The sequence below is a fragment of the Coleofasciculus sp. F4-SAH-05 genome (assembly GCF_040222985.1).
Taxonomy (GTDB): Bacteria; Cyanobacteriota; Cyanobacteriia; order Cyanobacteriales; family Coleofasciculaceae; genus Coleofasciculus; species Coleofasciculus chthonoplastes.
Window position 1 is genome coordinate 25,534 of the sequence record NZ_JAVKBY010000190.1, and the last position, 23,565, is coordinate 49,098.

Here is a 23,565-nt window from a genome sequence, read left to right on the forward strand (position 1 = left end):
ATTCCACTCTAACCACCCAAAAACGCATCCGGGTCAATTCCCGATTCCCGCAATCGCTCCAGCAAAGACTGTAACTGAGCTTCCGCCGCTTCTGCTCGTTGTCTCTCCTGTTCTGCCTCAGTCAAAATCCAATTCCCTTGAGCATCATACCAACGCAACCACAAACGCTCAATTCCTTGAAATTCCCCTTGCCACAATCCCAAACCTAAATGCAACTCAGGAATCCACACTCGCCACTCCTGTAACTCTAATTCTTGGTAATGTCCCCCTGCTAATGTAAAGACTCGTAACTGATTCGTATAACGACTAAAAACGACATAATAAGGAATCCGTAGAATCCGCTCATAGACTTGCCATTTTCGCGGCGGTTTATGCTCAACTTGAGGCTCAATTGCTTGCCCATTTCCAACACTTTCCCTCGATTCAACGGGTCGCATTTCCGCTTCCGTTTCCCCTAAATCTTCCTTCTCTGTCCCTGGAGAGAGCAATTCTACCACCACATAAGGATTCACGCCCTCTTGCCACACCACGTAAGATAGGCGCATATCGACTTGCTCATAAAGTCGAGGTACACCCACCACCCCAAACCAATCGGGTCGCTTGTACCATCCTGGATGACGCACGTCGTAGTAAAGGTTCATGTCACTGGCACAAAATACCTGCTGTGGCGGATAATGAGGCGGACGAAATGTCAGACTCAACAATTGTGCCTGCCAATCATGGAATTCATCAGGCAATCCAGGCTCCTCCGGATCTTCACTCTTGAGATCATACATCGTCGGCAGTGTTTCTCTCGGCGACAAGGGTGGATCAGTTTGCGGTACGGGATATTTGAACGGAAACATAGGTTTAGTAACTAAAGCTTACTGGGTAAGTCTTTGAACCCGTTTTAACTGATATCTTGCACCAGTTGCAGTTGCGCTAAGGCGAATTGTACACGGGTGCGAACGGCTAAATCTGACTCATCCTTCATCAGTTGCTCAAAATGAGCGATAATCTGTTGCCAATAATCCGGTTGGGTTTCGGCTACCGCCGTGGCTAACCCTTGCAATCCTACCACCGAAGCATAACGCACCACCCATTCAGGATCATGAGAGGTTATCTGTAACGTTTTCAGCACTCGCCCTTGGGCTAAGGGAATCTCTTTAGGAGATAGTTTTAACCATTGTATATCTCCTAACCCCTTCGCCGCCGCACGACGCACGCTTAGAGCAAAGTCGGTTTCAGCCGCATTCAATAAGGTGTCTAAGGCTCTGGGATCAGCAAGTTGGGCTAACGCTCGAATCGCCCAAGCCCTTCCTCCATAGTTATATTCATCAAGCAGGTTGAGTAATGGTTCTACCGCTATGTCTCCTAATTGCACTAATCCATCGACGGCAGCGACGGCTGCACCGGGGTTGTTATAACTGAGAACGGCAATTAATGTGGGAATCCCCGCTTCTATCTTGGCGTTGGCTAGGGTTCGCACGGCGGCGAGTAAGCGAGGGGCAGAATCAGCTTGTTCAACGGCTTGAATCAGGCTTTGGTCATTTGTCATTCGTCATTTGTCATTTGTCATTTGTCATTCGTCATTTGTCATTTGTCATTTGTCATTCGTCATTTGTCATTTGTCATTCGTCATTTGTCATTTGTCATTCGTCATTTGTCATTTGTCATTCGTCATTCGTCATTTGTCATTCGTCATTTGTCATTTGTCACACTCGCAAGGCGAGAATCAATTTACAAGGCTACAGCAAGTTATCCATCAGCTTCATCACATGGATGGCTGCTTCTGATAGCTGAACCGATTCGCTGGCGGAGTTTTTCACTTCATGCTCTAATAACCCTTTGAGGGAAATGAGCTTTAAACTATTTTCAGCTAAGGTTTGAGCGATCGCATCCGCTGCCTTTAAGTACCCAATCGCCCCTAAATCCGCTAATACAGCCCGTCGTAATTGTAACTTTTCCCCTTTTAACGCTTGCACTAAACGATCGCCATAGGCGGGATTCTGAGTTAACTGATACATCGCTCGTGTGGCGGCGTACTGTATCCGTTCTTGATTATGCTCTAGGAAGGGTTCGATTAATGCGATCGCATCTTTTGCCCCTAAACTGCCTAACGCTTCTATGACTGCATTATAAGGTTGTGCCAAGTGCGGTGATCCGGGTACAGGTAATCCCGCTTCTATCCCACCCTCTAATAATTGCATTAACTGAGGAACACAAACGGGATCACCTAACCTCCCTAACGACTGCGCGGCGGCTTCTCGCACATAGAAATCGGAACAGTCTAGACAGTTTATCAGTGGCGCAACAGCTTTGCGATCGCCTAGCTTCCCCAGCGCCCGTGCGACGTTGCGTTTCAGAGGATATCCGCCCGCCTCGGTGCGATCTGCCTCTTCCTCTAAGGCGACAATCAAGGCGTCGATTACGGCGGCGTCTCGAATCCGAAATTTTCCCAGCCACCACGCCGCATAATAGCAAAGACTTAAATCATCCCGTTGTTTGAGGTTCGCCAGGGCTTGTTCTACTGTAAAGGATTCACCGCCGTTAGTCATTTGTTATTCGTCATTCGTCATTCGTCATTCGTCATTCGTCATTCGTCATTCGTCATTCGTCATTCGTCATTCGTCATTCGTCATTGGTTGGCTTCCCCTGCTTCCCCTGCTTCCCCTGCTTCCTTTAACCAAGCCTGCTCATTGGTAAAGATTAGAACGTCTAAGCGCATTTTTGGGAACAGTTCTGATATAGATATAGCAGAAGTTCTTTGTAGAAAAACGTCATGGTTACAGACTCTCATGTCAAACAGCTTGTAAAGATTCTGATTGGTGCGGCTTGGCTCGATGGTCGAATTCAACCAGAGGAACGGCAGTATCTGCACCAAGTCGCCCAGCAATCCAATGTGGCTGAAGACCCAGAAATTCGACCCCTGTTGAACGAACTCAAATCGGTGTCCAGTAACGAGTGTTATAGATGGGTACAAGAGTATTTGGGCGATCATCCTAGCCAAGAGGATTATCAGGGCTTGATTGAAGCGATTAGTGCCTTAATTTACAGCGATGGCGATGTAGATACTGAGGAAGCTAAACTTCTTACCCGCTTACAGCTTCTCGATCCCGCCCAGACTTCTCCCAAGTCCACTCATAATAACGTGCTTAAAGCCATTCAAAAACTTTACCACCGCTGGATTGACCAGCAATCTTAGTAATGTGGGATGGGGGTTGGTCATTTGAGTTCTCAGTTAATTTTTTCTCCCCCAAGAGCAGGTTTAGTCCAGTTATCGATGTGTCACAAAATGTCATCCGGACAGGTTTAGTCAAATTTTACCGACAGGGCTAAAACGTTATGGGTAAAACCCGCCCCTAAAGATCGGCTTTCCCAGCTTCTTCAGCTTTTATCCTTTACTCTAAAAGTCAGTAGAGGATTTTTTATTTTTCGGAAACTAATTGTCCGGACGGATCGTCATTCACCCTGAAAAGGTTCCCTAAACCAGTGACTATGAGAACATTTCTTCGCTAAACTTTATCTAATGAATTGGTAGGAAAATTTTAGGAACATCTGGAATTATAAACGGTCTAGTAACTTAACAAACAAAACGATTCATGTTGGAGAACGCCTTTAATGTCTAACTTTCATACCTGGCAATCTGGAACCGCTGCATTTTTAGCAGTTGGATTAACGGCTGGTGCGATCGCTCCCTTCGTTACAGGTGAATCAGCGCTTGCCCAAAGCACAAGTTTCTCAGATGTTTCTTCTAGCTACTGGGCGGAAGATTTTATTACAGAATTAGCCCAACGGGATATTATTGCCGGTTTTCCGGATGGTACATTTCGACCGGATGCTCCCGTAACTCGCGCCCAGTTTGCGGCGATGATGCGTAAGGCAAATCAGGCTTTTAATAAAGCCGAGCAACGGGGTTCAACAAATTTTGTTGATGTCCCTTCAAGATACTGGGCGTATTCTGCAATTCAAGATGCTTATAAAACGGGATTCTTAACGGGTTATCCGGGTAATGTTTTTAGACCCGAACAAAATATTCCTCGTGAACAAGTCTTAGTTTCATTGGCAAATGGCTTGGATTATTCAGCGAATTCAACCAGTGTTTTAAATTACTACAATGATGCCTCTCGCATTTCCAGTTGGGCGCGGACACCAATAGCTGCTGCCACAGAGGAACGCTTGGTGGTAAATTATCCTAACGTTAAATCGTTAAATCCCCAGCGGAATGCTAGTCGTGCTGAAGTCGCTGCATTTATTTACCAAGCTTTGGTGAGTGAAGGAGAAGCACAAGTTGTCAGTTCGCAGTACATTGCTGATCCGACGCCTGTTGCTCAAAATTTCACGATTCCTGCGGGTACAACTATTCCAGTTAAATATATCCGAGAGAAAATTCTGGTTGCTGAAGAAGACGAACAATTACCCTTGACGTTAACTGTCGATGCGAATATCACCACCTCTGATGGCACTGTATTGATTCCAGCAGGTAGTGAGGTTGTCGGTGAGTTGCGTTCTACCAATGGTGGCGCTCAATTTGTCGCCGAGAAACTGGTGATGAATGGTCAGCAAATGACTATTGATGCTGCGTCTGAAGTAATTACCACCACTGAAACAGTCACTCAAGGTAGCAGTGTGGGGAATTTAGTCAAAAATGCTGCACTCGGTACAGCGGCGGCGGCGGCGATTTCAGCGGTAACGGGAGATCGGGCGATCGCAACCGAAGAACTGTTGATTGGTACAGGCTCTGGTGTAGCATTGAGCTTAATCCAACGCTTCCTGGGTCGCAACAGTGTGGATCTGATTGTGATTGAACCGGATACCGATTTAGATATCAAACTTGATGAGGACTTAGTTATCAGCACCAACTAGCGTCATTGTGTAGAGACGTAGCATGCTACGTCTCTACAATCCAAATTCATGATTCATGAATTGGTAACCAAACGACAAACGTTGTTCCCTGGGTTGACTCCCCCCCAGAACGGCGAATCGCTACATCTGACTGAGATTGAGTCCACGGTGACTGCGCTGGACTAAATACCTCGATTTGACCCTGCATTTGTTCAATCAGTGTTTTGGCGATCGCTAACCCTAAACCACTTCCCGGAATCCCTGTGTTGGCTTGTATTCCCCGATAACGCCGCTCAAATAAATGCTCTATATCGTGGGGCGGAATCCCAACTCCGGTGTCAGTAATCGCAATTCCCACCATTGTTCTCGTCTCATCTTTGGGTTGACCCACACCCGCTTCCACATCAATTTGCCCCCCGGCGGGCGTGTATTTTAAGGCATTGTCAATTAAATTATTTAAGACCTCTCGTAACGCCCTAGCGTTTGCCCGCACAGGGGGTAAGTCTTGGGGAATCGAGTAGCGTAATTCTAAATCCCGTTCCCCCGCGATCGCTTGGGCGGAAATGACCAGGGGTTCTAATACTTCGGTGATAGTCAATGACTCGACAATTAGGGTTTTACCCGGAAGCAAAGGAATGGCTGGTGCGTCTGTCTCTGGTTCTGAGTTAACCGGAGAAACAATTTTCCCAGTCTCGTCTGATTCGGGAAGTGGACAAGTTGCGGCGCTAGCTGATGCGGGTAAGGTGAGGGGTTCACTGGTTTGTGCATTTTTATCTAAGCACTCGTCAAAGTCTTGTAACAGTTCCTTCAAGCGATCGCTCTCCCGCACAATACTACCTGCAACGTTATGATTTTTATCATCGGGTTGCAGTCGATTGAGTAGCAGTTTGCCAAAGGTACGCAATGCGGTTAAGGGATTGCGAAATTGATGCAGAATATCATCAAGCCGATCCCGTTGCTGTGCCTGTAGACGGCGTTGTTGAGTCCATTCCTGCTCAAACCAAGCCCGACGCCGATCCATTAAGTAGGCAAGTGTCAATGTTCCAGCGATGCGTTCAATCGCTGTCTGTTCTTTTTCATTCCACGGTCGATCATCGCGACTTGTGACTAATAATCCCATAACTACTTCTTCGTGGATTAGAGGCAAAACCATTTGCCGTCCTTGAGATAAGGGAGAGTTGTCCCGAGAGAGTGAGGTGGAATCGGGGAGATGGTGATCGTCAGCAGGTTGAGGTAAAAGGCGAGGTACGGCTTCAGCAAGGCGGGGAATTGTATCCACTGAACTCATGCGATCGGGCAATGTTAACTCCGTCTCCTCCTCTTCCCATATTGCCGCTTCTGGATAAACCACTACCGGAATCAGCTTAGGTTGCGCTGCCTCGTCGAGCGTATCCGTTGTTAAATAGACCGCACTCAACGCCGCGCCTAGACTTTGAGTGAGGATTCCAACCTGTGATTGACACAAGGCGACAAATTCTGAACTAGCAGGAATGAACATGAGAATTGCGTGATCACCACCAGAGGGCTTTTACGACAGAACCCAATAGAGGTTCCTTTTCTATAATGTCGAACAATTGACACGACTGACTATTACCCAAAAGGTGTAGGATGACAGTCATTCGTCCTTTGTTCTTTATTATCTTCCCCATCTCCCCCATCTTCCAGACGTAGCATTCTACGTCTCTACACTGTTCCCCCGTCTTCCCCTGCCCCCTCCGGCGGCTTTTTGTGAACTTTTTTAACGAAAAATTAATTTTTTTAGTAGTAATTTTTAAAGGATCATCGCTCAAAGCCTCTTTCAAACTTAGCATTGAGGCATTTTAGGTAGATCTATCAAACCATAAAAAGATATTGATATTTCAGATTCAAGCAGATATACTTACGACGGCTTTTGTAACTAACATTACAACTGTCGGCAAAAAGAGGAGGTAAAGAGGTTGGCAAGAAGACGTAAGCGCAAGAGTCGCCGCCGCCAAGAGGGGCGCAAGATCCTAGAACATGTGCCTCAGTATAATCTGGAAAGCGGTGAAGATAAACCGGTTACAGCAGCACGTAAATATATTCAATCAGCCGGGATTATTCCGCCCGCTTTGCTACTAGTTAAGCGAAATGAGCATACGACAGACCGTTATTTCTGGGCAGAAAAAGGTTTATTTGGCGCTCAATATGTTGAGGAAAATCATTTTCTGTTTCCCAGTCTGCGGGTGCTTGATGCTCCTGTCGAAAAGGCTGTCGAAAAGGCTGTAGTTGCGGCTCAAAGCCGCTGACAGAGCCAAATCTTACGAATTGACCAGTGCTTTGACACTTGTCAAGAGGCAATTCATTTCATTCCTGCTAGGGGGGTGAGATGAATTGCCTAATTTTTTATGAAGGCAGATGACAAGTTCTATCAGGAAACGTCAGAGAAGTTGTGGTCTGTTGAGTATGCTTGTCGAGTCATTTTCCTCTGATTCATGAGTTCAGTGCAACCGTCTTGTCCATTTATAGTCGGTGCAGCGATCGCGGATTCCCGATTTTTTGTGGGACGCCACGAGGAGTTGCAACAGATTACTACTCAGATGACAGGTACCCTACCCGGTAGCTTAAATGTGGTCGGGCGCAGACGCATTGGCAAATCCTGGCTGCTTTATCACTTCTGTCAAACGTATCAGGAATACGTTTCTCAACCTGATCGGTTTATTAGCATTTATCTTTCGCTTCAGAATCCCGACTGTCATGGGGACGAGGGATTTTATCATAAGGTTGGGCGACTGTTGTGGAATCATCCCCAAGTGCAGCGTCAACCGGGGTTAATGGAGGCGCTAAGAGTTCCACAGTTTAACCGCTTGGCATTTAGTAGCGCCATGGGACATTGGAAACGACAAGGGGTATTAGCGGTACTCTGTTTGGATGACTTTGAAGTGCTAATCCGCCATTATCGGGACTTTGATGATGGATTTTTTGATAACCTGCGATCGCTAGTCGATAGTGGTGCGTTAATGGTAGTGGTGGCGTCTCCCCGGAAATTGGAATTTTATCAGCATCGATATCGTCTCACCTCGCCGTTTTTTAATTTGAGTCAGGTGTTGGCGTTGGGGGAATTGCAGGAGGAGGAAGCGTGGGAATTAGTGCGTTTATCGGATAGTCAGGGAAAGGAGGGACAAGCGGTGTTGAGTCCCCCGGATCAGAAATTGGCAAAACAGTTGGGGGGTACGCATCCCTTTTTATTGCAGTTAGCCGGGAGTTTACTTTGGGAAGCGCGTCAGCAGGGGCGAGATATAAACTGGGTCAAGGGGAGATTTGAAGTAGAAGCAAGGCGTACTCCTGGATATAGTTTTGAATTGCACCAGTTACCGCCTCCGTTGCAGGTATTGGTTCGGTTTCCCTTGAAGTTAGGGCGGATGGTGAGAGGTATTCGGGGGACGGTGGATGAGATTGGTAATTTGATGGTGGGTACGGTTATTTTAATTGGGGTTATTTTAGTGGTTTGCTTGCTATTTAGTTTCTTGTTTTAGACAAGCTAAACCCCTTAATTTAGCGTCGCTTGAGCCGCATTTTCTCAAGACATGGTGCAGACGCGATCGCACCTTAGTTCCATGTATTTTTGTAAAAAACAGACTCTTTTTTTGACAAAATAGCGGCTTTGTAGAAACTAAGCTATCTAACGTTTAGGAGAAAATCGACAAAAGGGTCTATTAAGGATGTATATTAACCAGTATGACCAAAATAGCAACGCTAACCGTTGAGCCATCGATTGCCACTGCCCTAGGGAACATGGCAATAATTGTTGTTGTACCGATGGGAGACCGATTAGTCAAGCATCAACAAGTGGCTCATCAGTAATGTTCCATTTCAGAGCAATCAGGAGCCTTTTATGCCATTCAAAGTCACTGGACGAGTTTACGAATCTGAAAGTGGTTTAGGGATTCCTAACCTAATCGTCGAAGCCTTTGATAAAGATATCGCCAAGAGCGATAACTTGGGATATGTGAAGACCAATAGTCAGGGACAATTTGAAATCACCTACACAGAAGCAGATTTTAAAAGCCTGTTTGAACGGTTTGAAGGCAATCCCGACTTATATATTGTTGTCCAAACACCGGATCGTGCCAAAATTGTATACACCAGTGAGAAAAACATTCGTCCAGATGCAAGTACGGACGAATATTTTGATGTACCCATTCCCCGCTCCACCTTCCTGGCAAACAAGGAAGAATGGCTTAAAAATGAGCGGCAGTTGCTAAAACTCCTGATTGGGGTTGCCTGGATTGATGGGGTACTCGAACCGAGAGAACTCGAAGTTTTGCAGCGGGTGGCCAATGAAAAAGGATTGGCAGATGATCCAGAAATTCAATCTTTATTATCAAATAAGCAGCCAATACCGCGTGATCAGTGTTATAGCTGGTTAAAAGCTTATTTAGGAAATTATCCCAGCGAGGAGGATTTTCAGGAACTATATGAAGCTCTCAACTCCCTAATGTATTCTGACGGAGCGTTAGACAAACAAGAACAGGAACTGATAAAAACACTAAACCTCGCCACCACCGCCCCATCTGGGACTCGCCCCAATACGCTTCAGCAGCGCTTCATGGGCATTTTAATGGATAACGAATTTTTGGCTAACGTTCTACAAATGGAGCGCTCATCCATTGCCAGTGACGTAGCCAAAGGTGCGGGTTACTATGCGCGGGTTCCCTACGGAATCCTGAGTCACTTCAGCATGACGGCAAACGTCAAAGCCCTGGCTGAGGATATGGCAGATCTTTATTTGACGGACAATTTTGCCCCAGTCAAACAAGAAGTAACTGCGGATAATTTAACCATCATTGGCGAACTCCCTCAAGAACTTTCGGGGATGTTTCTCCGCAATGGTCCTAACCCTCAATTTCCCCCCATTGGACTCCACCATTGGTTAGACGGGGATGGAATGCTGCACGGCGTCCACATTAGCAATGGCAAAGCTAGCTATCGTAACCGCTACATTCAAACCGAAGGGTTTTTACAAGAGAAAGCCGTCGGGAAATCAATTTGGCCCGGACTGCTGAACCTACCTCGGTTTGACTGCCCTCACGGTTTGATGATGAAGAATACCGCCAACACCGCCTGTGTGTGGCATGCAGGTAAACTACTGGCGCTGTGGGAAGCTGGCGCCCCCTATCAAATCCGACTTCCTGACTTAGAAACAGTTGGCGTGTATACCTTTAACGACAAACTCGCTTCCACGTTTACAGCACATCCCAAAGTTGACGCTGTGACGGGTGAAATGATTGTCTTCGGTTTCGCCCCCATTGCTCCTCCTTATCTGGAATACAGCGTCGTTTCCCAAGAAGGCGAACTGTTGCGAACCGTACCGATTGATATTCCCGCCCCGGTGATGATGCATGATTTTGCCATTACCGAAAACTATACGCTGTTTCTGGATATGCCCCTGACATTCCGACCGATGCGGATCATGTTGGGTCAGCTACCGATTAAGTTCGAGGCTCAAAACCCCAGCTGTATTGGTATCCTACCCCGCCATGGCGATAACCGGACAATTCGCTGGTTTGAAATTTCTACCTCTATGCTTTACCACGTTGGTAACGCTTGGGAAGAAGGGGACGAAGTGGTACTCCTGTCCACCCGCACACCTGATACCTACCTGTTTATTCCTCAAGAAGATAATGGTGAAGGTGGGGACACTGAATTTGAACATTTCCGCACGTATCGCTACCGGATTAATTTAGTAACGGGTGCGGTGAAAGAGGAACTTCTTAATGACCTCGATGTCGCCACAGAATTTCCGCGCATCAATGATGATTATACGGGTCGGAAAACACGGTATATGTACGCTTCCCGACAGGCAACCTATATGAGACCCCGACTTTTATTAGACGGTCTAATTAAGTATGATTTAGAAACAGGTAGTTCTCAAATTCATGAATTTGGTCGGGGACGATTTGGTGGTGATAGTGCCTTTGCTCCTCGTCCAGGTGGAACAGCTGAGGATGATGGCTGGTTGCTGACGATGATTTGGGATGCCGTAGAAAAACGGTCTGAATTATGGGTCATTGATGCTCAAAAGTTCACCAATGAACCAGTGGCACGAATACTCATGCCTCAGCGCGTTCCTTACGGTTTCCACGCCGCCTGGATTTCTGAGGCACAAATGGCAACTCAACAAAGTTAACCATCAACGTCTGGAGAGAGGGCAAAGCATTCGCCGCAGGGTGTATCGGTGGACACATCGATTAAGACTTTCCGCACCATGGTAGAGACGTTGCATGCAACGTCTCTACAAAATGAACGGACATGATATCACCCATTGCCCCCAGCATTATTTTTACCAATGCCAAATTTGATCGTAATTACCAAATAACCCGGGCAAATCCTGACAGGCAACTTGAGTCACACCGTTAATCATTTTCTCTTCAGGAATCCCACGAGATTTGACATCATCTGTCACAATATAAATCGTAATTCCCTTCTCTATTGCCCGCTGCAAATCTTGATCCAGTTTAGGCGGCTGGGTTTGTGGCTTATTCCCAAACACCAGTCCAGAGGCATCCTGTCCACTTACGGCATAATTCACCGCATTCCCTCTCAGCAGAATATCTAAATCCGCACCAGCACCTTTCATCGCTTGAGAAATCCACACCGAGGGATCATCTTGTTCTTCAATCGTACAGCGATAGGCAGATTCAATGATTTGTAGCGCTTTCATCTTAATATCTCCAATTATTTCTATTTCGTGCCAATAATTAACGTTCCATCCGACTCACTTGCCCATTTCCATAAATCACTCGGCGCACCACGACGACAGCCAGGAATTGCCTCTTCTACCCCTCGCTCATCTACACAAAGCCCACAATTAATCCAATCTAATTGACACCCCTTTGCTTTGGCTTTTTCCTGTAATGCAGCAATCCAATCTTTAGTTAAAGGATGATCTTCTTCCTCCACACTTCTGCCATGAACTGCATTCGCGTGGGGTTTTTGATGAGCAAAGGCTAAAGAAACTGCTCCTTCGTAAGCAAAAACATTCACATTATACCCACGTTCAATTGCCTCATTAATCATCCGAAACGCCGTGGTTGTCCTTGCTTGTTCAAAAGGACTATCCATAATCGAAAAGGTTAAGGTTTTGGTACTCATTTTTTTTCGCTTATCTTGCGTTACAGCCAAATTGTTTTTTGTCCTTCTGCCATGGCATCAACCACAGCCGCAATGCTAGCCACTTGCACACCATTGCCCAATTCTGTCTCTGAGATACCACGTTCTCTCAGGGAAAAATCATCTGCTAATACATTGACCGCGTTGAGACTTGCTAAACCATTCGCTGCCGCTGCACGAGCCGCTAATACGCCATTTTCCACCAGAAACAAGGTGGTTTCATTTCCCGCCTTGGCTAAATCTGATGCCAACTGATAATTTTGAGTCACTTGGGTTGAATCAAAGGAACTCCTTGATTCGATTAAGAAATACTTTGCCATTGGGTTTGGCTCTCCAACCGATTAGTCAAATCAAGCACTAATAATGCCAGGACTCCCAACTATAGTACAGGTTTAATGTATTGGCAAGATTGATTTTAATTCACGTTTTTACGCATTTGTCAATATTTTAATTTAAAAAAATGTTTATTTTTTAATCGGTTATGTTCAATTATGTTTATTTTTGTGTAGAAGTGGTTATTCGTCATTAGACAGGGAACACCTCGACTTCGCTCGGTGTGTCACAGGGAACAGGATAAGGTAGCGTTATCGGTGAAACATCCCCTGCACCTCAGCACCTCAGCACCCCTGCACAATTAGATTAGATGGCTAAGACAGCGCCTACTACGAACCGCGCACGTTCCTTGGAAGGAAAAACGGCAAACCGTCCTGATGACAGCGTTTTGAGCCAGAAAAACAACCAAAGAAATCAAAATGACGGGAACATAATCCCTGTCCCCAGTGATCTAAGGTGTTCAGTGTTCAGGGATAATTCCCGACAATTGATAGAGTTGTCTAGGGACGTAATATGCTACGTCCGTGCATTCTCACCTACAGAGCCGACTTATCGCGCCGCAATGAGCCGCATCATGTTATCTTGCTCAATTAGCGATCGCGCTTTGCTCATGCTCTCTCTCACGATGCCCAGATTGTAAAGACTTGCAAACGATGAAACCAATGAATCCTTGGCAGAAGCAATCCCTAGCCATGCTTACCGTCGGTGTGATGGCGATGGGTAATGTCATGACTCCCAGCATCGCGAGGGCGACAACGGCGGTTAACTTAACTAAAAGCGCCGACTCGATTGAAATTTTTGTTCCGCCTCCGGAAAGTCGAACAAGTGGCGTTTGTCCCGATTTTTTGGGACTGTATATCGACTCAATCATTAATCGCCCTAATTTAGCGGGGGGCAAATGGGGAATTGTCGTGGAATCCTTATCGAATCCGGCGATTTCCTACAGTCACAACGCCAATCAATTTCTCATCCCCGCATCCAATAACAAACTCTTTACCACCGCCGCCGCTTTACAACGGTTGGATTCGCGAGCCTTAATTCAATCAAAGTCGTTAGATGAATGGGTGACAGTCACCAACCAAAGAAGCAGTAACAGCTATGCGGATAGCCTCCTGCGTTACATTGGTGGACCCTCTGCTGTGAAGCAGACGTTAGCACCTTTAGGTGTTGACCCCAATAGTTTTCGTCAAGTTGATGGTTCAGGTTTATCCCGACAGAATGCAGCCACGCCGCAAGCATTAATCGCGACATTAAAAGCGATGATGTATGCCAAGGGGAATGATTTATTTTATCGTTCTTTACCCGTTGCCGGGGTAAATGGAACCCTGAGAAATCGCTTACGGTTACCCGAAACTCAAGGCAGAATTCGGGCAAAAACGGGGACATTACGAGGAGTAAGAAGTCTGTCTGGGTATTTGGATCATCCTTATTATGGGAAAATTTTGTTTAGTATTATGGTGAATCAACCATCTCAATCGGGACAGGTTTTAGTGGGGGCGATTGATGAAATTGCCTTACGCTTGGCTCAGTTAACACCTTGTCAGTAATCTTGGCTGTAAGTAGTCGGACGAAAATTAAGGTTAACGGTTGAGATTGAGATTAGGAAACAGAGAACGCAGAGGTTAACGCTTCAGTGGCACAGAGGTTTTAGCCCGGTGTGATATTTTGTGCCAGCAGCTTGTAGGGGCGCAAGGCTTGCCATCAGTGTCAACTTAAGGTGAGAACTAACTAATACTGGCAATCGTTTCACCCTCATCCCCTAACCCCTTCTCCCATCAAGGGAGAAGGGGAACCGGAACGATAGCGAATCATGGAAAAGTTAGTTAGGCTAGAAACAGCAAAATCTTTCATCCATTAATTTTATGGCAGGGGAAGCGGGAATTAAAGTCGAAAAGCCTGTTTCAGTCTGGAAAAAAGAGATAAAAGCCAATCCCAAGGGTTTATTCGCCTCATTGGGTAAAGCCGCCATTAACGGCGCGTTTCTGAAATGGGATGACTTGGCGGAGAGTGGTGTTGAGGTTCTCGAAAACCTGGGATTAGAAGCAAAACCGGGAGAAATTGCCGGATTGCTGATTGTGCGTTCCCTGATGCAAGCGATGCAAGACTTGTTACACGAAAAGAGGGAACTCCTAATCCAGAAACCCGATAATCTTACAGAATTGTACAACCACCTCAATGCATCCTTAACCAGTAACGAGTTAATCCTTAACCCCGACTTTTTTCAGCATCCCCAAAACTTGCCGATTGTGCAAGAAGCGAAGACGGGGTTTGCTCAGTGGTTAGAGGGGTATGTGGAGAAAAAAATTGAAGCTGAAATGATCAGTAGTCGCCTCCCCGCTTACTTTGTTTTTGCCTTAAATGACCAATGGGTTGAGCGTTCCCAAGATTATATTGCATTAAAAGAAGTTCTGGATACACCCTTCACTCAAGCCACAAGAAGAGAACAGGGATGGCTAAGGTATCGCGCACGGCGGCAAAAGCGGGTAGATGAACCGATATTTTGGGAAGCGTTTAGCCTCAAACAAGTTTATGTGCCATTACGCGCCTATTATGAGCGAGAGGTGGCGGGACAATCGGAGCGAAAATTAGAACGAGGGATTATAGAAAGTAAAGACTATGAACGAGTTATCGTAGATCTCAATAGTGAACTAGAAACCTGGTTACAGGATGCTGAAGCGGATGATGCGATTCGCTTAATCAGTGGAGGACCCGGAAGTGGTAAGTCATCCTTTGCCAAAATGTTTGCCGCACAACAAGCGGAAAAGGGAGAAATTCCAGTTCTGTTTATTCCCCTCCACTTATTTAAATTATCAGATGATTTAGTAAAAGCGGTAGGGGAGTTTGTCCAGCTTGAAAGGTTTTTGTCTCACAATCCCTTGGACAGAGAAAATGGGGAATCGCGATTACTGATTATCTTTGATGGCTTAGATGAGCTATCGATGCAGAGCAAAATTGCCGAACAAACGGCTAAAGAGTTTGTCGAAGAAGTCCGCCGCGAAGTTGACAGATTTAATTATCAGCATCTTCGCTTACAGGTTGTGATTACAGGACGAGAAGTCGTGGTACAGGCGAACCTTAGCAAGTTTCGCAAACCGCGTCAACTGCTGTATCTTCTGCCCTATTGTGTCACCCAAAAAGAAAGAGATGACCACAAATATAGGGAAATTTCAGATATTAATTGGCATTCTTTTGAAGCTTTTGGTATCTGGATTTCCCGACTACAGGGACAACGATTGAATTCACTATTTTGCCTAAATTACTTAAGTTTTTTAGACTTACAATGCTGTTCCTTCGGCTGCCAATATTTACTTGGAGCAAATCTTTATGGAGCAAATCTTTATGGAGCAAATCTTAATAGGGCGTATCTTCAAGGGGCAATTCTTCAAGGGGCAATTCTTCAAGAGGCAAATCTTCAATGGGCGAAGCTTCAAGGAGCAAATCTTCAATGGGCAAATCTTGAAGGAGCAAATCTGCACGGGATGCATCTTGAAGGAGCAAATCTTCAAGGGGCAGATCTGGGAGAAGTGAATCTGCAATGGGCGAAGCTTCGAGGCGCAAATCTTGAAAGGGCGTATCTTTATAGAGCAGATCTGCAATGGGCAGATCTTGAAGGAGCAAATCTTGAAGGGGCTAATCTTCAAGGAGTAGAGCTTGAAGGAGCTAATCTTAATGAAGCCAATCTTCAAGGGACAATTCTTGATGGTAAGGATATAAAAAGCTTAACTTTAAATAAAAATGAAGACAGCGATAAATCTTAGTACTGAACGATTCCCAAATCTGATACTATAACCCCTCCGCCCAACTAATACATTTACTCAATAACACCTTGTAAAAGGGCGGGTTTACTAACATCCGGGTGAAAACAAACGATAACAGTAAAACCCGCCCCTACATTGATATCAGAAACTTCCCTCACCGCCAACTCCTCTGCGAACCTCTGCGCTTTCCCTCTGCGAACCTCTGCGTTAAAAAAGCCCACCCTCCCACCTCTCAACCCTAAACCCCAATAATCTCCAGCCAAAACAACCCTAAAAACAAAGCGCGATCGCAAGCAAACAGCACTAACCAAGCTTTACTATAATAGTTTGGGCTAAGGGTTTAATCGCATTAACTTTGTATGGGCGCAAGCCTTGCGCCCATAAAACCCCTATCATCTATTACTAACTATTCAATCGACGAAAATCTGTCGCCGTAACAGACTCATCATTTCTCCCGAAGTACCATACGGTATTGGTGGACTCCACTCTCGCACCTCTGCAAACCGTAAGCGATGCAGCGTTTTAATAATACTGTTAATTCCTTTACGGGAACCGATAACCATCACCTTGATAAATTCTTTTCCTGACACCGGATCAGTAGAAGCCTGAACAGAAACCTCAGTAGAAGGTAATTGACTGTCATTCGGTAAAAAGTATGCTTGCATTTGAGTTCACCTCTTTTATGTTCCAATTAGTCACATTTTTACGATAACACAACTTGTGACTAATTGGAACATTTACAGGATCATCACTCTCTGACACAATCAAAAGCATGGGAAGAGCAGGTAAAGCCCTCAAACAGACACTATCAATCTTTGGCATCAGCCAAAATCAGTTAGCGGCGGCGATGGGAGTCGGACACGCTAACGTTAGCCGTTGGGTTAATGAAGTCAGAGATCCTGGTGGTGAAACCATCCTAGAAATTCGCACAGCACTAGGACAAATTAATCCCGATGCGGCTGAAGAATTCATCCGGCTATACTTGACGATGCCGAAAAACGAGTGAATGGTGATAATTACACTGGCGAGAGGGTGAAGTTTTGGGACATAAAAATCAGCGCGATCGCGCGAACTTATCACCCCAATATTTACGCCAACTTGGACGCCAGCAAATAAATTTATCATCTTCAAGCTAAAGTAAGAATCGAACTTACTGGATAAATCTTTTAACCCATTTTAACGGTTTGAAGTTTGGGTTACAGAACTTGAGTTCATGGCTTATATCTCCCACTCTTCCACTATGAAACTATTTCCCCTTCCCCGAAATCACCGCCTAATTATCACCACCATAATTAGCCTCTGTCTAATCCTACTTAGCTGGCTCAATTCTCCCCTCCATTCCACACCAACCAATCCCCAAACGGAACTCTTTAACCAAGTCTGGCAAACCGTCAACGATAACTTTTACGATCCCAACTTTAACGGCATTAACTGGCAAACCATCAAAGACGAATATGAACCCCAAATCCGCCAAACCCAATCCAGGGAAGCCACCGCCACCCTGATCAATCAAATGCTTTCTGAACTCAACACCTCTCATACCCACCTCTACATCCCCAACCAACCCGCCTATTACCAAGTCTTAGGAATCTTTGCACCCAGAAACCGCGACTTACGCCAACAACTCAAACCCTTCTTTCCCAATGGCAAAATAGAATATACTGGCATTGGTATCGTCACCAAAACTATCGACAACCAAACCTTTATCAGCGCCATTCTCGAAGGAAGTCCAGCCGCTGAAGCCGGATTAAAGGTAGGCGATCGCATCCTAAATGTGGATAATCGCCCATTCCAACCCATTGAATCCTTTGCCGATCAAGCAGGTACTCCTGTCAAAATGGTAATTCAGCGATCGCCAAATCCCAATAGTCAGCAAGAAATCACTGTCACCCCTAAATTGCTGGATACAACCACCATGTATCTCGACGCCATGGACGCCAGCACTGAGATAATTGAACAACAAGGTAAAAAAATCGGTTATATTCATATCTGGTCTTATGCAAGTGATGACTATCAAGAACAGCTTGAAGAAGAACTCATCTATGGTCGTCTCAAACAAGCAGACACTCTAGTCGTAGACTTAAGAGATGGATGGGGAGGTTCACCACTCACCGCCCTGAACATCTATACCGCTCCAAAATTAAGCTTAACCACTATTGCCCGGGATGATACCCAATATACTCACTACGCAGGCTGGAATAAACCCGTCGTCATGCTGGTGAATGAAGGAAGCCGCAGCGCTAAAGAAATTCTGGCTTATGGTTTCCAGCAATTCAATATTGGACCTGTTGTCGGTACGCCAACCCCTGGCGCTGTAGTGGCGGGGCGTCCATTTCTCATGTCAGATGGTAGCTTGCTTTACGTCGCCGTCGCTGATGTTTACGTGAATGGAGACGAACGACTAGAAGGGAAAGGAGTAACACCCGATATCCTGGTTCCCTTCTCCCCAGAATACGCCCAAGGCGCTGATCCGCAAAAAGAACGAGCGCTAGAGGTGGCGTTGGAAGCCGTTCAAGAGTGAAATTAGGTTATTTAATAGCAGTGCCCACCAGCCAAAATTTTAGACAACGCCCATCTTATACCAAATCCACCTTTGAAACCCCCTTTTTGCCCTGGCGACTAGAAGTCGCAGCTACACAAACAAAGTCCGCCTGCGCGGACTAGATTATAAAGGGGGTGGCTAACCCGGATTTGGTATTATACTGTCGCTGTATCCCACTCCAAATAAGGTAGCTTCATCGCTGTCTCCCGAACCTGGTCAACTTGCTTCACCAGTTGTCCGCAACTATCCCACGTTCCTGTAATCAGGGTTTGCCGTACCCCTTCAGGCATTGACACAGAGGCTTGGAAGTCACCACTGCGAACGTCCATGGCTTCTAAATCTACCGTTATCGGCGCTTGCGGATTCTCTTCCAGGATTCTCTGTAACTGCTTCACGGTTTCCGGTTCAGCCGTGACACAGGGAACCCCCATTGCTAAACAGTTACCAAAGAAGATTTCCGCAAAACTTTCACCGACAAGGGCTTGTATTCCCCATTTTTGCAGGGCTTGGGGCGCATGTTCCCGCGAAGAACCACAGCCGAAGTTGCCGTTAACTACTAAAATGTTAGCCCCTTGATACTGGGGACGGTCAAACGGATGTTGCCCTTTTGCTTGGGCGCGGTCATCGGCAAAGGCTTTGTCTCCTAATCCCTCAAAGGTAACACAGCGCAAATAGCGAGCGGGGATAATTCTGTCGGTATCAATATCATTACCCACAACGGGAACGCCTCGTCCTGACACGGTTTTAACTTGACTCATGGATTTACTCCTTTTTTTCTATAAAAAATATATCTCCATTTTGGGTATTTAGGGTTTGCTGAATAAGGGTTGGGGTGAAAATTCAGATTACTCATCGAGGAGTCGTCGCAACTCATCACAGGCATGATGTAAGGAAGACAGGGCATTACTATCAAGTCCTTGAGGACAGATTTCCCTTGATAATTTTGTTGCCGAGGATTTAGCTAAATCGATGCTATCCCATTTTCTAATTTCTGGAGAATTCTTATAATCCGTTATTTCATCGCAATTGCGATCAATACTAATGTAATAAAACCAGGTTTCAATATTTCGGGCTGGCACAAAAATGGCAATTTTCTCGTTAGGTAACCTTGGGTCTCGATTTAACTTGCCTTCCTGCTCATCCAATGCTATGTGCAAAGAGCGCAATATGTCATTTATGCTATTAGTGTCGGCATCAATCATCACGACTATGGCACGGTTTTGAAAATTTTTGCTTCTGTAGCTTTTAACCAGAGGTGCATAATGCTTGATAACGAAGTCATTATTATTTTTGATTTTCCTTCCTTTGAGATTAGGAAAATTTTTGATTTTGCGATCCTCGAATCCACAACAGACAAGATACTGTCTGATGAATCGTTCGTGAGCAATATCTTCGCATAAAATAACAACTTCTGGTTTATGGTCTTTACTCGTCATAAATCCATCCCAGTTCTATTAGCTTTGCCAGTGATAATCCTGTATCTTGTTGGTCGGTAATGGACTGTAGACGTATAATTCCTTCATTGGCTCTCTCAAACCAGTAACCAGAACTACTAGCCAAATAGTTAATGAGTGCAGGGTGATGGGAGATTAAAATGGCTTGTCCGTGACTATCTGCACCTGAACAGTGATCAAAAAGTGTACTCAGCCAAGGTTGTATTTCCGGTAAAGCCAGATAATTTTCCGGTTCATCAATACACAAGGTATAATCTTCATCCGGCGCACAATATATCAAGGTATAGAGAGCAATTAAAACTCGTTGACCATCTGATATCTCGTTAATTTTGTAAGGCTTTTTACTTAGATGCGGGAAGTATAATGATAAAACTTTTGCCTCTCCAATCGGCTCATTTTTAAACGAATCAAATCCATCTATCACCTGTCTTAATTTCATTGTGAGTTCAATAATTTTACCCTGATCACCGGACAGATAGCTATACCAAGCCGCATAGTTTGACATATCCCATACTGGATACATCTCTTCTTGGCGACTCTCTGCCGTCATAACAAAAGGATTAATGTGTACAAGTAAAAAACGATATATCCGCTTTTTAAACCAAGTCAGTTTTTGAGTATCCCATCTCTCTGATACCAAACCTACAACAGAACGTGAGTAGTCTACAAATGGAATAAATTCTCCTTGTTGGTCAGGAGAATCATAGTATATTATTGCTTTCAAAACAGGTTTATCTTGCTCTATTTCAATTCTGAAATCCGATAGTGGTTGTTCATTAAAAATTAAGCTCTCACGATGCATTACAGGAGGAGCATAATTGCCTTGATATGCAATTTCCAAAGAATATCTGTAAATTCCTCCATTTCCTTCAATGTCTAATTCAAATTTTTGGATCGAGCGAGTTTCCCATCGAGTCAAATCTGTTCCTGGAAAAATTTGATGAACTTGAAACCTGTCTACAATGAAATATCGCAGTCTCTGTAACGCTGTGAAGACTGTGGTTTTACCAGAACCGTTAACTCCAAGAAATAGACTAATATCATCTTCAAACTTTATTTCAAAGTTAACAAGGCATCTAAAGTTATCTATATAGATTCTTTTTAACATAATTTTTTCTTAAAATTTGAACACAAAAAGATTGGATATGAATATACAATCAACAGTACGAAGTAGATTGAGTTAAGGCATTGTCACTCAACCTACCTAATATTATCAGCTACTGCCATTCATCCCTAATTTTCATAAAGCAGGCGATTAAGAATTTCTCGTCCGGCGGGATTGAAGACCTGAAGACGAATAATTCTTGGATTATTAGGTCGCCATGCAACTTGATACAAATAATCCCCGTTTTGCCAGATATAAATGCGGCGTTGAGGATTTCCCCGAACTTTTGCTCCTCTGAGGACTAAGTTATCACCCGTTCGTTGATTGGTGCCGTAGTAAGTTAGGGCGTTGTTGCTATAGTTAATGGTGACCGACCATTCACCCCCTTGAAATGTCCCCAGAGGAACACTAGCTTGGGCGACGACAGGTGTTTTAATGATAAACTCGGTAACTGTAGGCGCAGATAGACCGAGAATGGTAGCAAGCGCGATCGCTCTCATATTCATAGTATTCCCTCCGTTGCTGTAACATCAGCCTGGAATGCAATTTCCGGCTAAAACGGTTCACTATACTTTAAATTCAACCCGTTTTAACTGAGATCTGGCAAAATTGGTAATACACCCCAAATGACTCGCTCGGTGGGCAGGATTCACTAACTCTAATATAAGCGTTTCCCGCGTTATAATACTTGCCCACCCTAGATAAAATTGACTTAAGCGGAAGATCACCAACTTAGAAGCCAGGAAATAAATTTCCGGAACCTAAAGCTCAAGTAAGATTTAGCTTACTAGTGGCATGACCCACCTTATTTGATGAATTAGATTCGGCTTGTAGTAAGGGCTTTAGCCCTATCTTTTGTTGGGTTTTGTTCCTCAACCCACCCTACAACCTATTCCACCATTTTAGCTGGGTCACGCCATAAGTCTTTCAACCCGTTTTAACGGGTTTTAGCTTTCAGCCAGAACTTGAGTTCTTGGCTGACTGGCTGGCTTGATGGCTACTCACAATAACTGTCTAACATCAGAAACTTTCCCATTAACCGCCGCCGCTACCACCATGGCTGGACTCATCAACAATGTGCGTCCCGTGGCTGAACCCTGACGCCCTTTAAAATTACGGTTTGAGGACGATGCACTAATTTGATCCCCTTGTAACTTATCTGGATTCATCGCTAAACACATGGAACATCCGGGTTCGCGCCACTCAAACCCCGCTTCGACAAAGATTTTATCCAATCCTTCGGCTTCGGCGTCTTTTTTGACTCGTTCTGAACCTGGAACAACAAACGCCTTCACCCCTTGTGCGACTCGCTTTCCTTGGGCAAATTGGGCGGCTTCGCGTAAATCTGTCAATCGTCCATTGGTGCAACTTCCGATAAAACAGACATCCACTTTTGTCCCCTGAATCGGCGCACCAGGGATAAGCTGCATATACCGATAGGCTTCTTGGGCGATCGCACGTTCTGATTCGGGTAAACTATCGGGTATGGGAATCGCTTCATTTACGGCAATTCCCTGTCCCGGTGTAATTCCCCACGTCACCGTTGGTGCAATCTCATCCGCATCATAAGTGACGATATCATCATAAACAGCATCGGCATCGGAACGCATACTGTTCCACCATTCCACCGCTTTATCCCAGTCTTCCCCTTTCGGCGCAAAATCTCGCCCTTTGAGATACTCATACGTGACCTGATCGGGATTAATATAACCGCATCTAGCACCGCCTTCAATGGACATATTGCACACCGTCATCCGTTCTTCCATCGTCATCTGCTCAAAGGTTGTGCCAGCATATTCATAAGCGTAGCCAACGCCACCTTTGACCCCTAACGTGCGGATGATGTGCAGAATCACATCCTTGGCGTAAACTCCGGGAGGAAGTTTCCCGTTAACTTCAATTTTGCGAACCTTAAGTTTAGACAGGGCGAGGGTTTGCGAGGCGAGGACATCACGAACTTGAGATGTACCAATCCCAAACGCGATCGCACCAAACGCACCATGAGTTGAGGTATGGGAATCCCCACAGGCGATCGTCATTCCGGGTTGGGTAAATCCCTGTTCTGGGGCAATCACATGGACAATCCCCTGATTCCCCGATCCTATATTATAGAAGCGAATCCCATAATCCTTACAGCTTTGCTCCAACACCTGCATCATCTCTTCGGCTAAGACATCGGCAAAAGGACGCGCCTGGTTTTCGGTGGGAACGATATGATCCACAGTCGCCACCGTGCGATCGGGATACAGCACCTTTAATTCCCTTTCCCGCAGCATACCAAAGGCTTGGGGGCTGGTGACTTCGTGGATTAAGTGTAAACCAATAAAGAGTTGAGTTTGACCCGAAGGCAAAGTACCGACGGTGTGGGAGTCCCAAACTTTATCGAATAGTGTTCTCTCGCTCATTTGCAAAAGGTCG

25 protein-coding genes are annotated in these 23,565 nt (G+C 45.3%); 12 read left to right on the top strand and 13 right to left on the bottom strand.

Annotated features, from left to right (window positions below):
- Positions 1-8: 8 nt before the first annotated feature.
- Both RIG27_RS22375 and RIG27_RS22380 read right to left on the bottom strand, forming a co-directional pair.
- Entirely contained in the window at positions 9-845 is an 837-nt protein-coding gene (locus RIG27_RS22375; RefSeq protein ID WP_446348819.1) for a Uma2 family endonuclease, read from the bottom strand.
- A 44-nt stretch (positions 846-889) separates the two neighbouring features.
- Entirely contained in the window at positions 890-1,537 is a 648-nt protein-coding gene (locus RIG27_RS22380) for a HEAT repeat domain-containing protein (RefSeq protein WP_446348821.1), read from the bottom strand.
- Between RIG27_RS22380 and RIG27_RS22385 the strand changes: the two genes are divergently transcribed.
- Positions 1,531-1,782, top strand: coding sequence for a hypothetical protein (locus RIG27_RS22385; RefSeq protein WP_446348823.1), 252 nt, complete (start codon positions 1,531-1,533; stop codon positions 1,780-1,782). The two genes, RIG27_RS22380 and RIG27_RS22385, sit on opposite strands and share 7 nt — an antisense overlap.
- Here the strand turns inward: RIG27_RS22385 and RIG27_RS22390 are convergent.
- Positions 1,728-2,537, bottom strand: a complete 810-nt coding sequence (locus tag RIG27_RS22390) for a HEAT repeat domain-containing protein (protein ID WP_446348825.1) — start codon at positions 2,535-2,537, stop codon at positions 1,728-1,730. The two genes, RIG27_RS22385 and RIG27_RS22390, sit on opposite strands and share 55 nt — an antisense overlap.
- On the opposite strand from RIG27_RS22390, the gene RIG27_RS22395 reads away from it, so the two are divergent.
- The 3 genes from RIG27_RS22395 (at position 2,538) to RIG27_RS22405 (ending at position 4,845) form a co-directional block, all read left to right on the top strand.
- On the top strand, positions 2,538-2,795 hold the full coding sequence (locus RIG27_RS22395) for a hypothetical protein (RefSeq protein WP_446348827.1): 258 nt from the start codon (positions 2,538-2,540) through the stop codon (positions 2,793-2,795).
- Complete coding sequence (locus RIG27_RS22400) at positions 2,762-3,184, top strand: tellurite resistance TerB family protein (RefSeq protein WP_446348829.1); 423 nt, start codon at positions 2,762-2,764, stop codon at positions 3,182-3,184. Before RIG27_RS22395 ends, RIG27_RS22400 begins: the two co-directional genes overlap by 34 nt.
- Before the next feature lie 416 nt (positions 3,185-3,600).
- Complete coding sequence (locus RIG27_RS22405) at positions 3,601-4,845, top strand: S-layer homology domain-containing protein (RefSeq protein ID WP_446348831.1); 1,245 nt, start codon at positions 3,601-3,603, stop codon at positions 4,843-4,845.
- A gap of 46 nt (positions 4,846-4,891) precedes the next feature.
- Here RIG27_RS22405 and RIG27_RS22410 read toward each other — a convergent pair whose 3' ends face one another.
- Positions 4,892-6,322 (bottom strand): GAF domain-containing sensor histidine kinase, encoded by a 1,431-nt coding sequence (locus RIG27_RS22410; protein WP_446348833.1) that lies wholly within the window; start codon positions 6,320-6,322, stop codon positions 4,892-4,894.
- A gap of 439 nt (positions 6,323-6,761) precedes the next feature.
- Between RIG27_RS22410 and RIG27_RS22415 the strand changes: the two genes are divergently transcribed.
- From RIG27_RS22415 to RIG27_RS22430, 4 genes are all read left to right on the top strand, one after another.
- On the top strand, positions 6,762-7,091 hold the full coding sequence (locus RIG27_RS22415) for a DUF3155 domain-containing protein (RefSeq protein ID WP_446348835.1): 330 nt from the start codon (positions 6,762-6,764) through the stop codon (positions 7,089-7,091).
- 186 nt (positions 7,092-7,277) lie between these two features.
- Positions 7,278-8,318: an ATP-binding protein gene (locus RIG27_RS22420; RefSeq protein ID WP_446348837.1), complete on the top strand. Its 1,041-nt coding sequence runs from the start codon at positions 7,278-7,280 to the stop codon at positions 8,316-8,318.
- 202 nt (positions 8,319-8,520) lie between these two features.
- Positions 8,521-8,646 (top strand): hypothetical protein, encoded by a 126-nt coding sequence (locus tag RIG27_RS22425; protein WP_446348839.1) that lies wholly within the window; start codon positions 8,521-8,523, stop codon positions 8,644-8,646.
- 31 nt (positions 8,647-8,677) lie between these two features.
- The gene (locus tag RIG27_RS22430; RefSeq protein ID WP_446348841.1) at positions 8,678-10,972 is read left to right on the top strand and encodes a carotenoid oxygenase family protein; all 2,295 of its coding nucleotides are present in this window, start codon (positions 8,678-8,680) and stop codon (positions 10,970-10,972) included.
- Positions 10,973-11,125: 153 nt separating this feature from the next.
- Here RIG27_RS22430 and RIG27_RS22435 read toward each other — a convergent pair whose 3' ends face one another.
- Genes RIG27_RS22435 through RIG27_RS22445 form a run of 3 tightly spaced genes read right to left on the bottom strand, consistent with a single transcriptional unit; the run spans position 11,126 to position 12,275 of the window.
- A complete protein-coding gene (locus RIG27_RS22435) occupies positions 11,126-11,506 on the bottom strand; it encodes a hypothetical protein (protein WP_446348843.1) in 381 nt (126 codons plus the stop codon).
- 20 nt (positions 11,507-11,526) lie between these two features.
- Entirely contained in the window at positions 11,527-11,937 is a 411-nt protein-coding gene (locus RIG27_RS22440) for a DsrE/DsrF/TusD sulfur relay family protein (protein WP_446348845.1), read from the bottom strand.
- 20 nt (positions 11,938-11,957) lie between these two features.
- Entirely contained in the window at positions 11,958-12,275 is a 318-nt protein-coding gene (locus RIG27_RS22445; protein WP_446348847.1) for a DsrE family protein, read from the bottom strand.
- 666 nt (positions 12,276-12,941) lie between these two features.
- Between RIG27_RS22445 and RIG27_RS22450 the strand changes: the two genes are divergently transcribed.
- Together RIG27_RS22450 and RIG27_RS22455 are read left to right on the top strand one after the other, a co-directional pair.
- A complete protein-coding gene (locus RIG27_RS22450; RefSeq protein WP_446348849.1) occupies positions 12,942-13,835 on the top strand; it encodes a D-alanyl-D-alanine carboxypeptidase in 894 nt (297 codons plus the stop codon).
- A gap of 315 nt (positions 13,836-14,150) precedes the next feature.
- A complete protein-coding gene (locus tag RIG27_RS22455) occupies positions 14,151-16,046 on the top strand; it encodes a pentapeptide repeat-containing protein (protein ID WP_446348851.1) in 1,896 nt (631 codons plus the stop codon).
- A gap of 410 nt (positions 16,047-16,456) precedes the next feature.
- Here RIG27_RS22455 and RIG27_RS22460 read toward each other — a convergent pair whose 3' ends face one another.
- Positions 16,457-16,711 carry a hypothetical protein gene (locus RIG27_RS22460; protein ID WP_446348853.1) on the bottom strand — a complete coding sequence of 85 codons (255 nt, stop codon included), beginning with the start codon at positions 16,709-16,711 and terminating at the stop codon, positions 16,457-16,459.
- Between the two features lie 107 nt (positions 16,712-16,818).
- On the opposite strand from RIG27_RS22460, the gene RIG27_RS22465 reads away from it, so the two are divergent.
- The gene (locus tag RIG27_RS22465) at positions 16,819-17,052 is read left to right on the top strand and encodes a helix-turn-helix domain-containing protein (RefSeq protein WP_006103752.1); all 234 of its coding nucleotides are present in this window, start codon (positions 16,819-16,821) and stop codon (positions 17,050-17,052) included.
- A gap of 234 nt (positions 17,053-17,286) precedes the next feature.
- Positions 17,287-18,567, top strand: a complete 1,281-nt coding sequence (locus RIG27_RS22470; RefSeq protein ID WP_446348855.1) for a S41 family peptidase — start codon at positions 17,287-17,289, stop codon at positions 18,565-18,567.
- 176 nt (positions 18,568-18,743) lie between these two features.
- Here RIG27_RS22470 and leuD read toward each other — a convergent pair whose 3' ends face one another.
- The 5 genes from leuD to leuC all read right to left on the bottom strand — a co-directional run bounded on the left by leuD (position 18,744) and on the right by leuC (position 23,552).
- Positions 18,744-19,346 (bottom strand): 3-isopropylmalate dehydratase small subunit, encoded by a 603-nt coding sequence (leuD, locus tag RIG27_RS22475; RefSeq protein ID WP_446348857.1) that lies wholly within the window; start codon positions 19,344-19,346, stop codon positions 18,744-18,746.
- Between the two features lie 87 nt (positions 19,347-19,433).
- Positions 19,434-20,024 carry a hypothetical protein gene (locus RIG27_RS22480; protein WP_446348859.1) on the bottom strand — a complete coding sequence of 197 codons (591 nt, stop codon included), beginning with the start codon at positions 20,022-20,024 and terminating at the stop codon, positions 19,434-19,436.
- A complete protein-coding gene (locus RIG27_RS22485) occupies positions 20,014-21,150 on the bottom strand; it encodes an AAA family ATPase (RefSeq protein ID WP_446348861.1) in 1,137 nt (378 codons plus the stop codon). Before RIG27_RS22485 ends, RIG27_RS22480 begins: the two co-directional genes overlap by 11 nt.
- Before the next feature lie 125 nt (positions 21,151-21,275).
- The gene (locus tag RIG27_RS22490) at positions 21,276-21,653 is read right to left on the bottom strand and encodes a hypothetical protein (protein WP_446348863.1); all 378 of its coding nucleotides are present in this window, start codon (positions 21,651-21,653) and stop codon (positions 21,276-21,278) included.
- 495 nt (positions 21,654-22,148) lie between these two features.
- Complete coding sequence (gene leuC / locus RIG27_RS22495) at positions 22,149-23,552, bottom strand: 3-isopropylmalate dehydratase large subunit (protein ID WP_446348865.1); 1,404 nt, start codon at positions 23,550-23,552, stop codon at positions 22,149-22,151.
- Between the last annotated feature and the right edge of the window lie 13 nt (positions 23,553-23,565).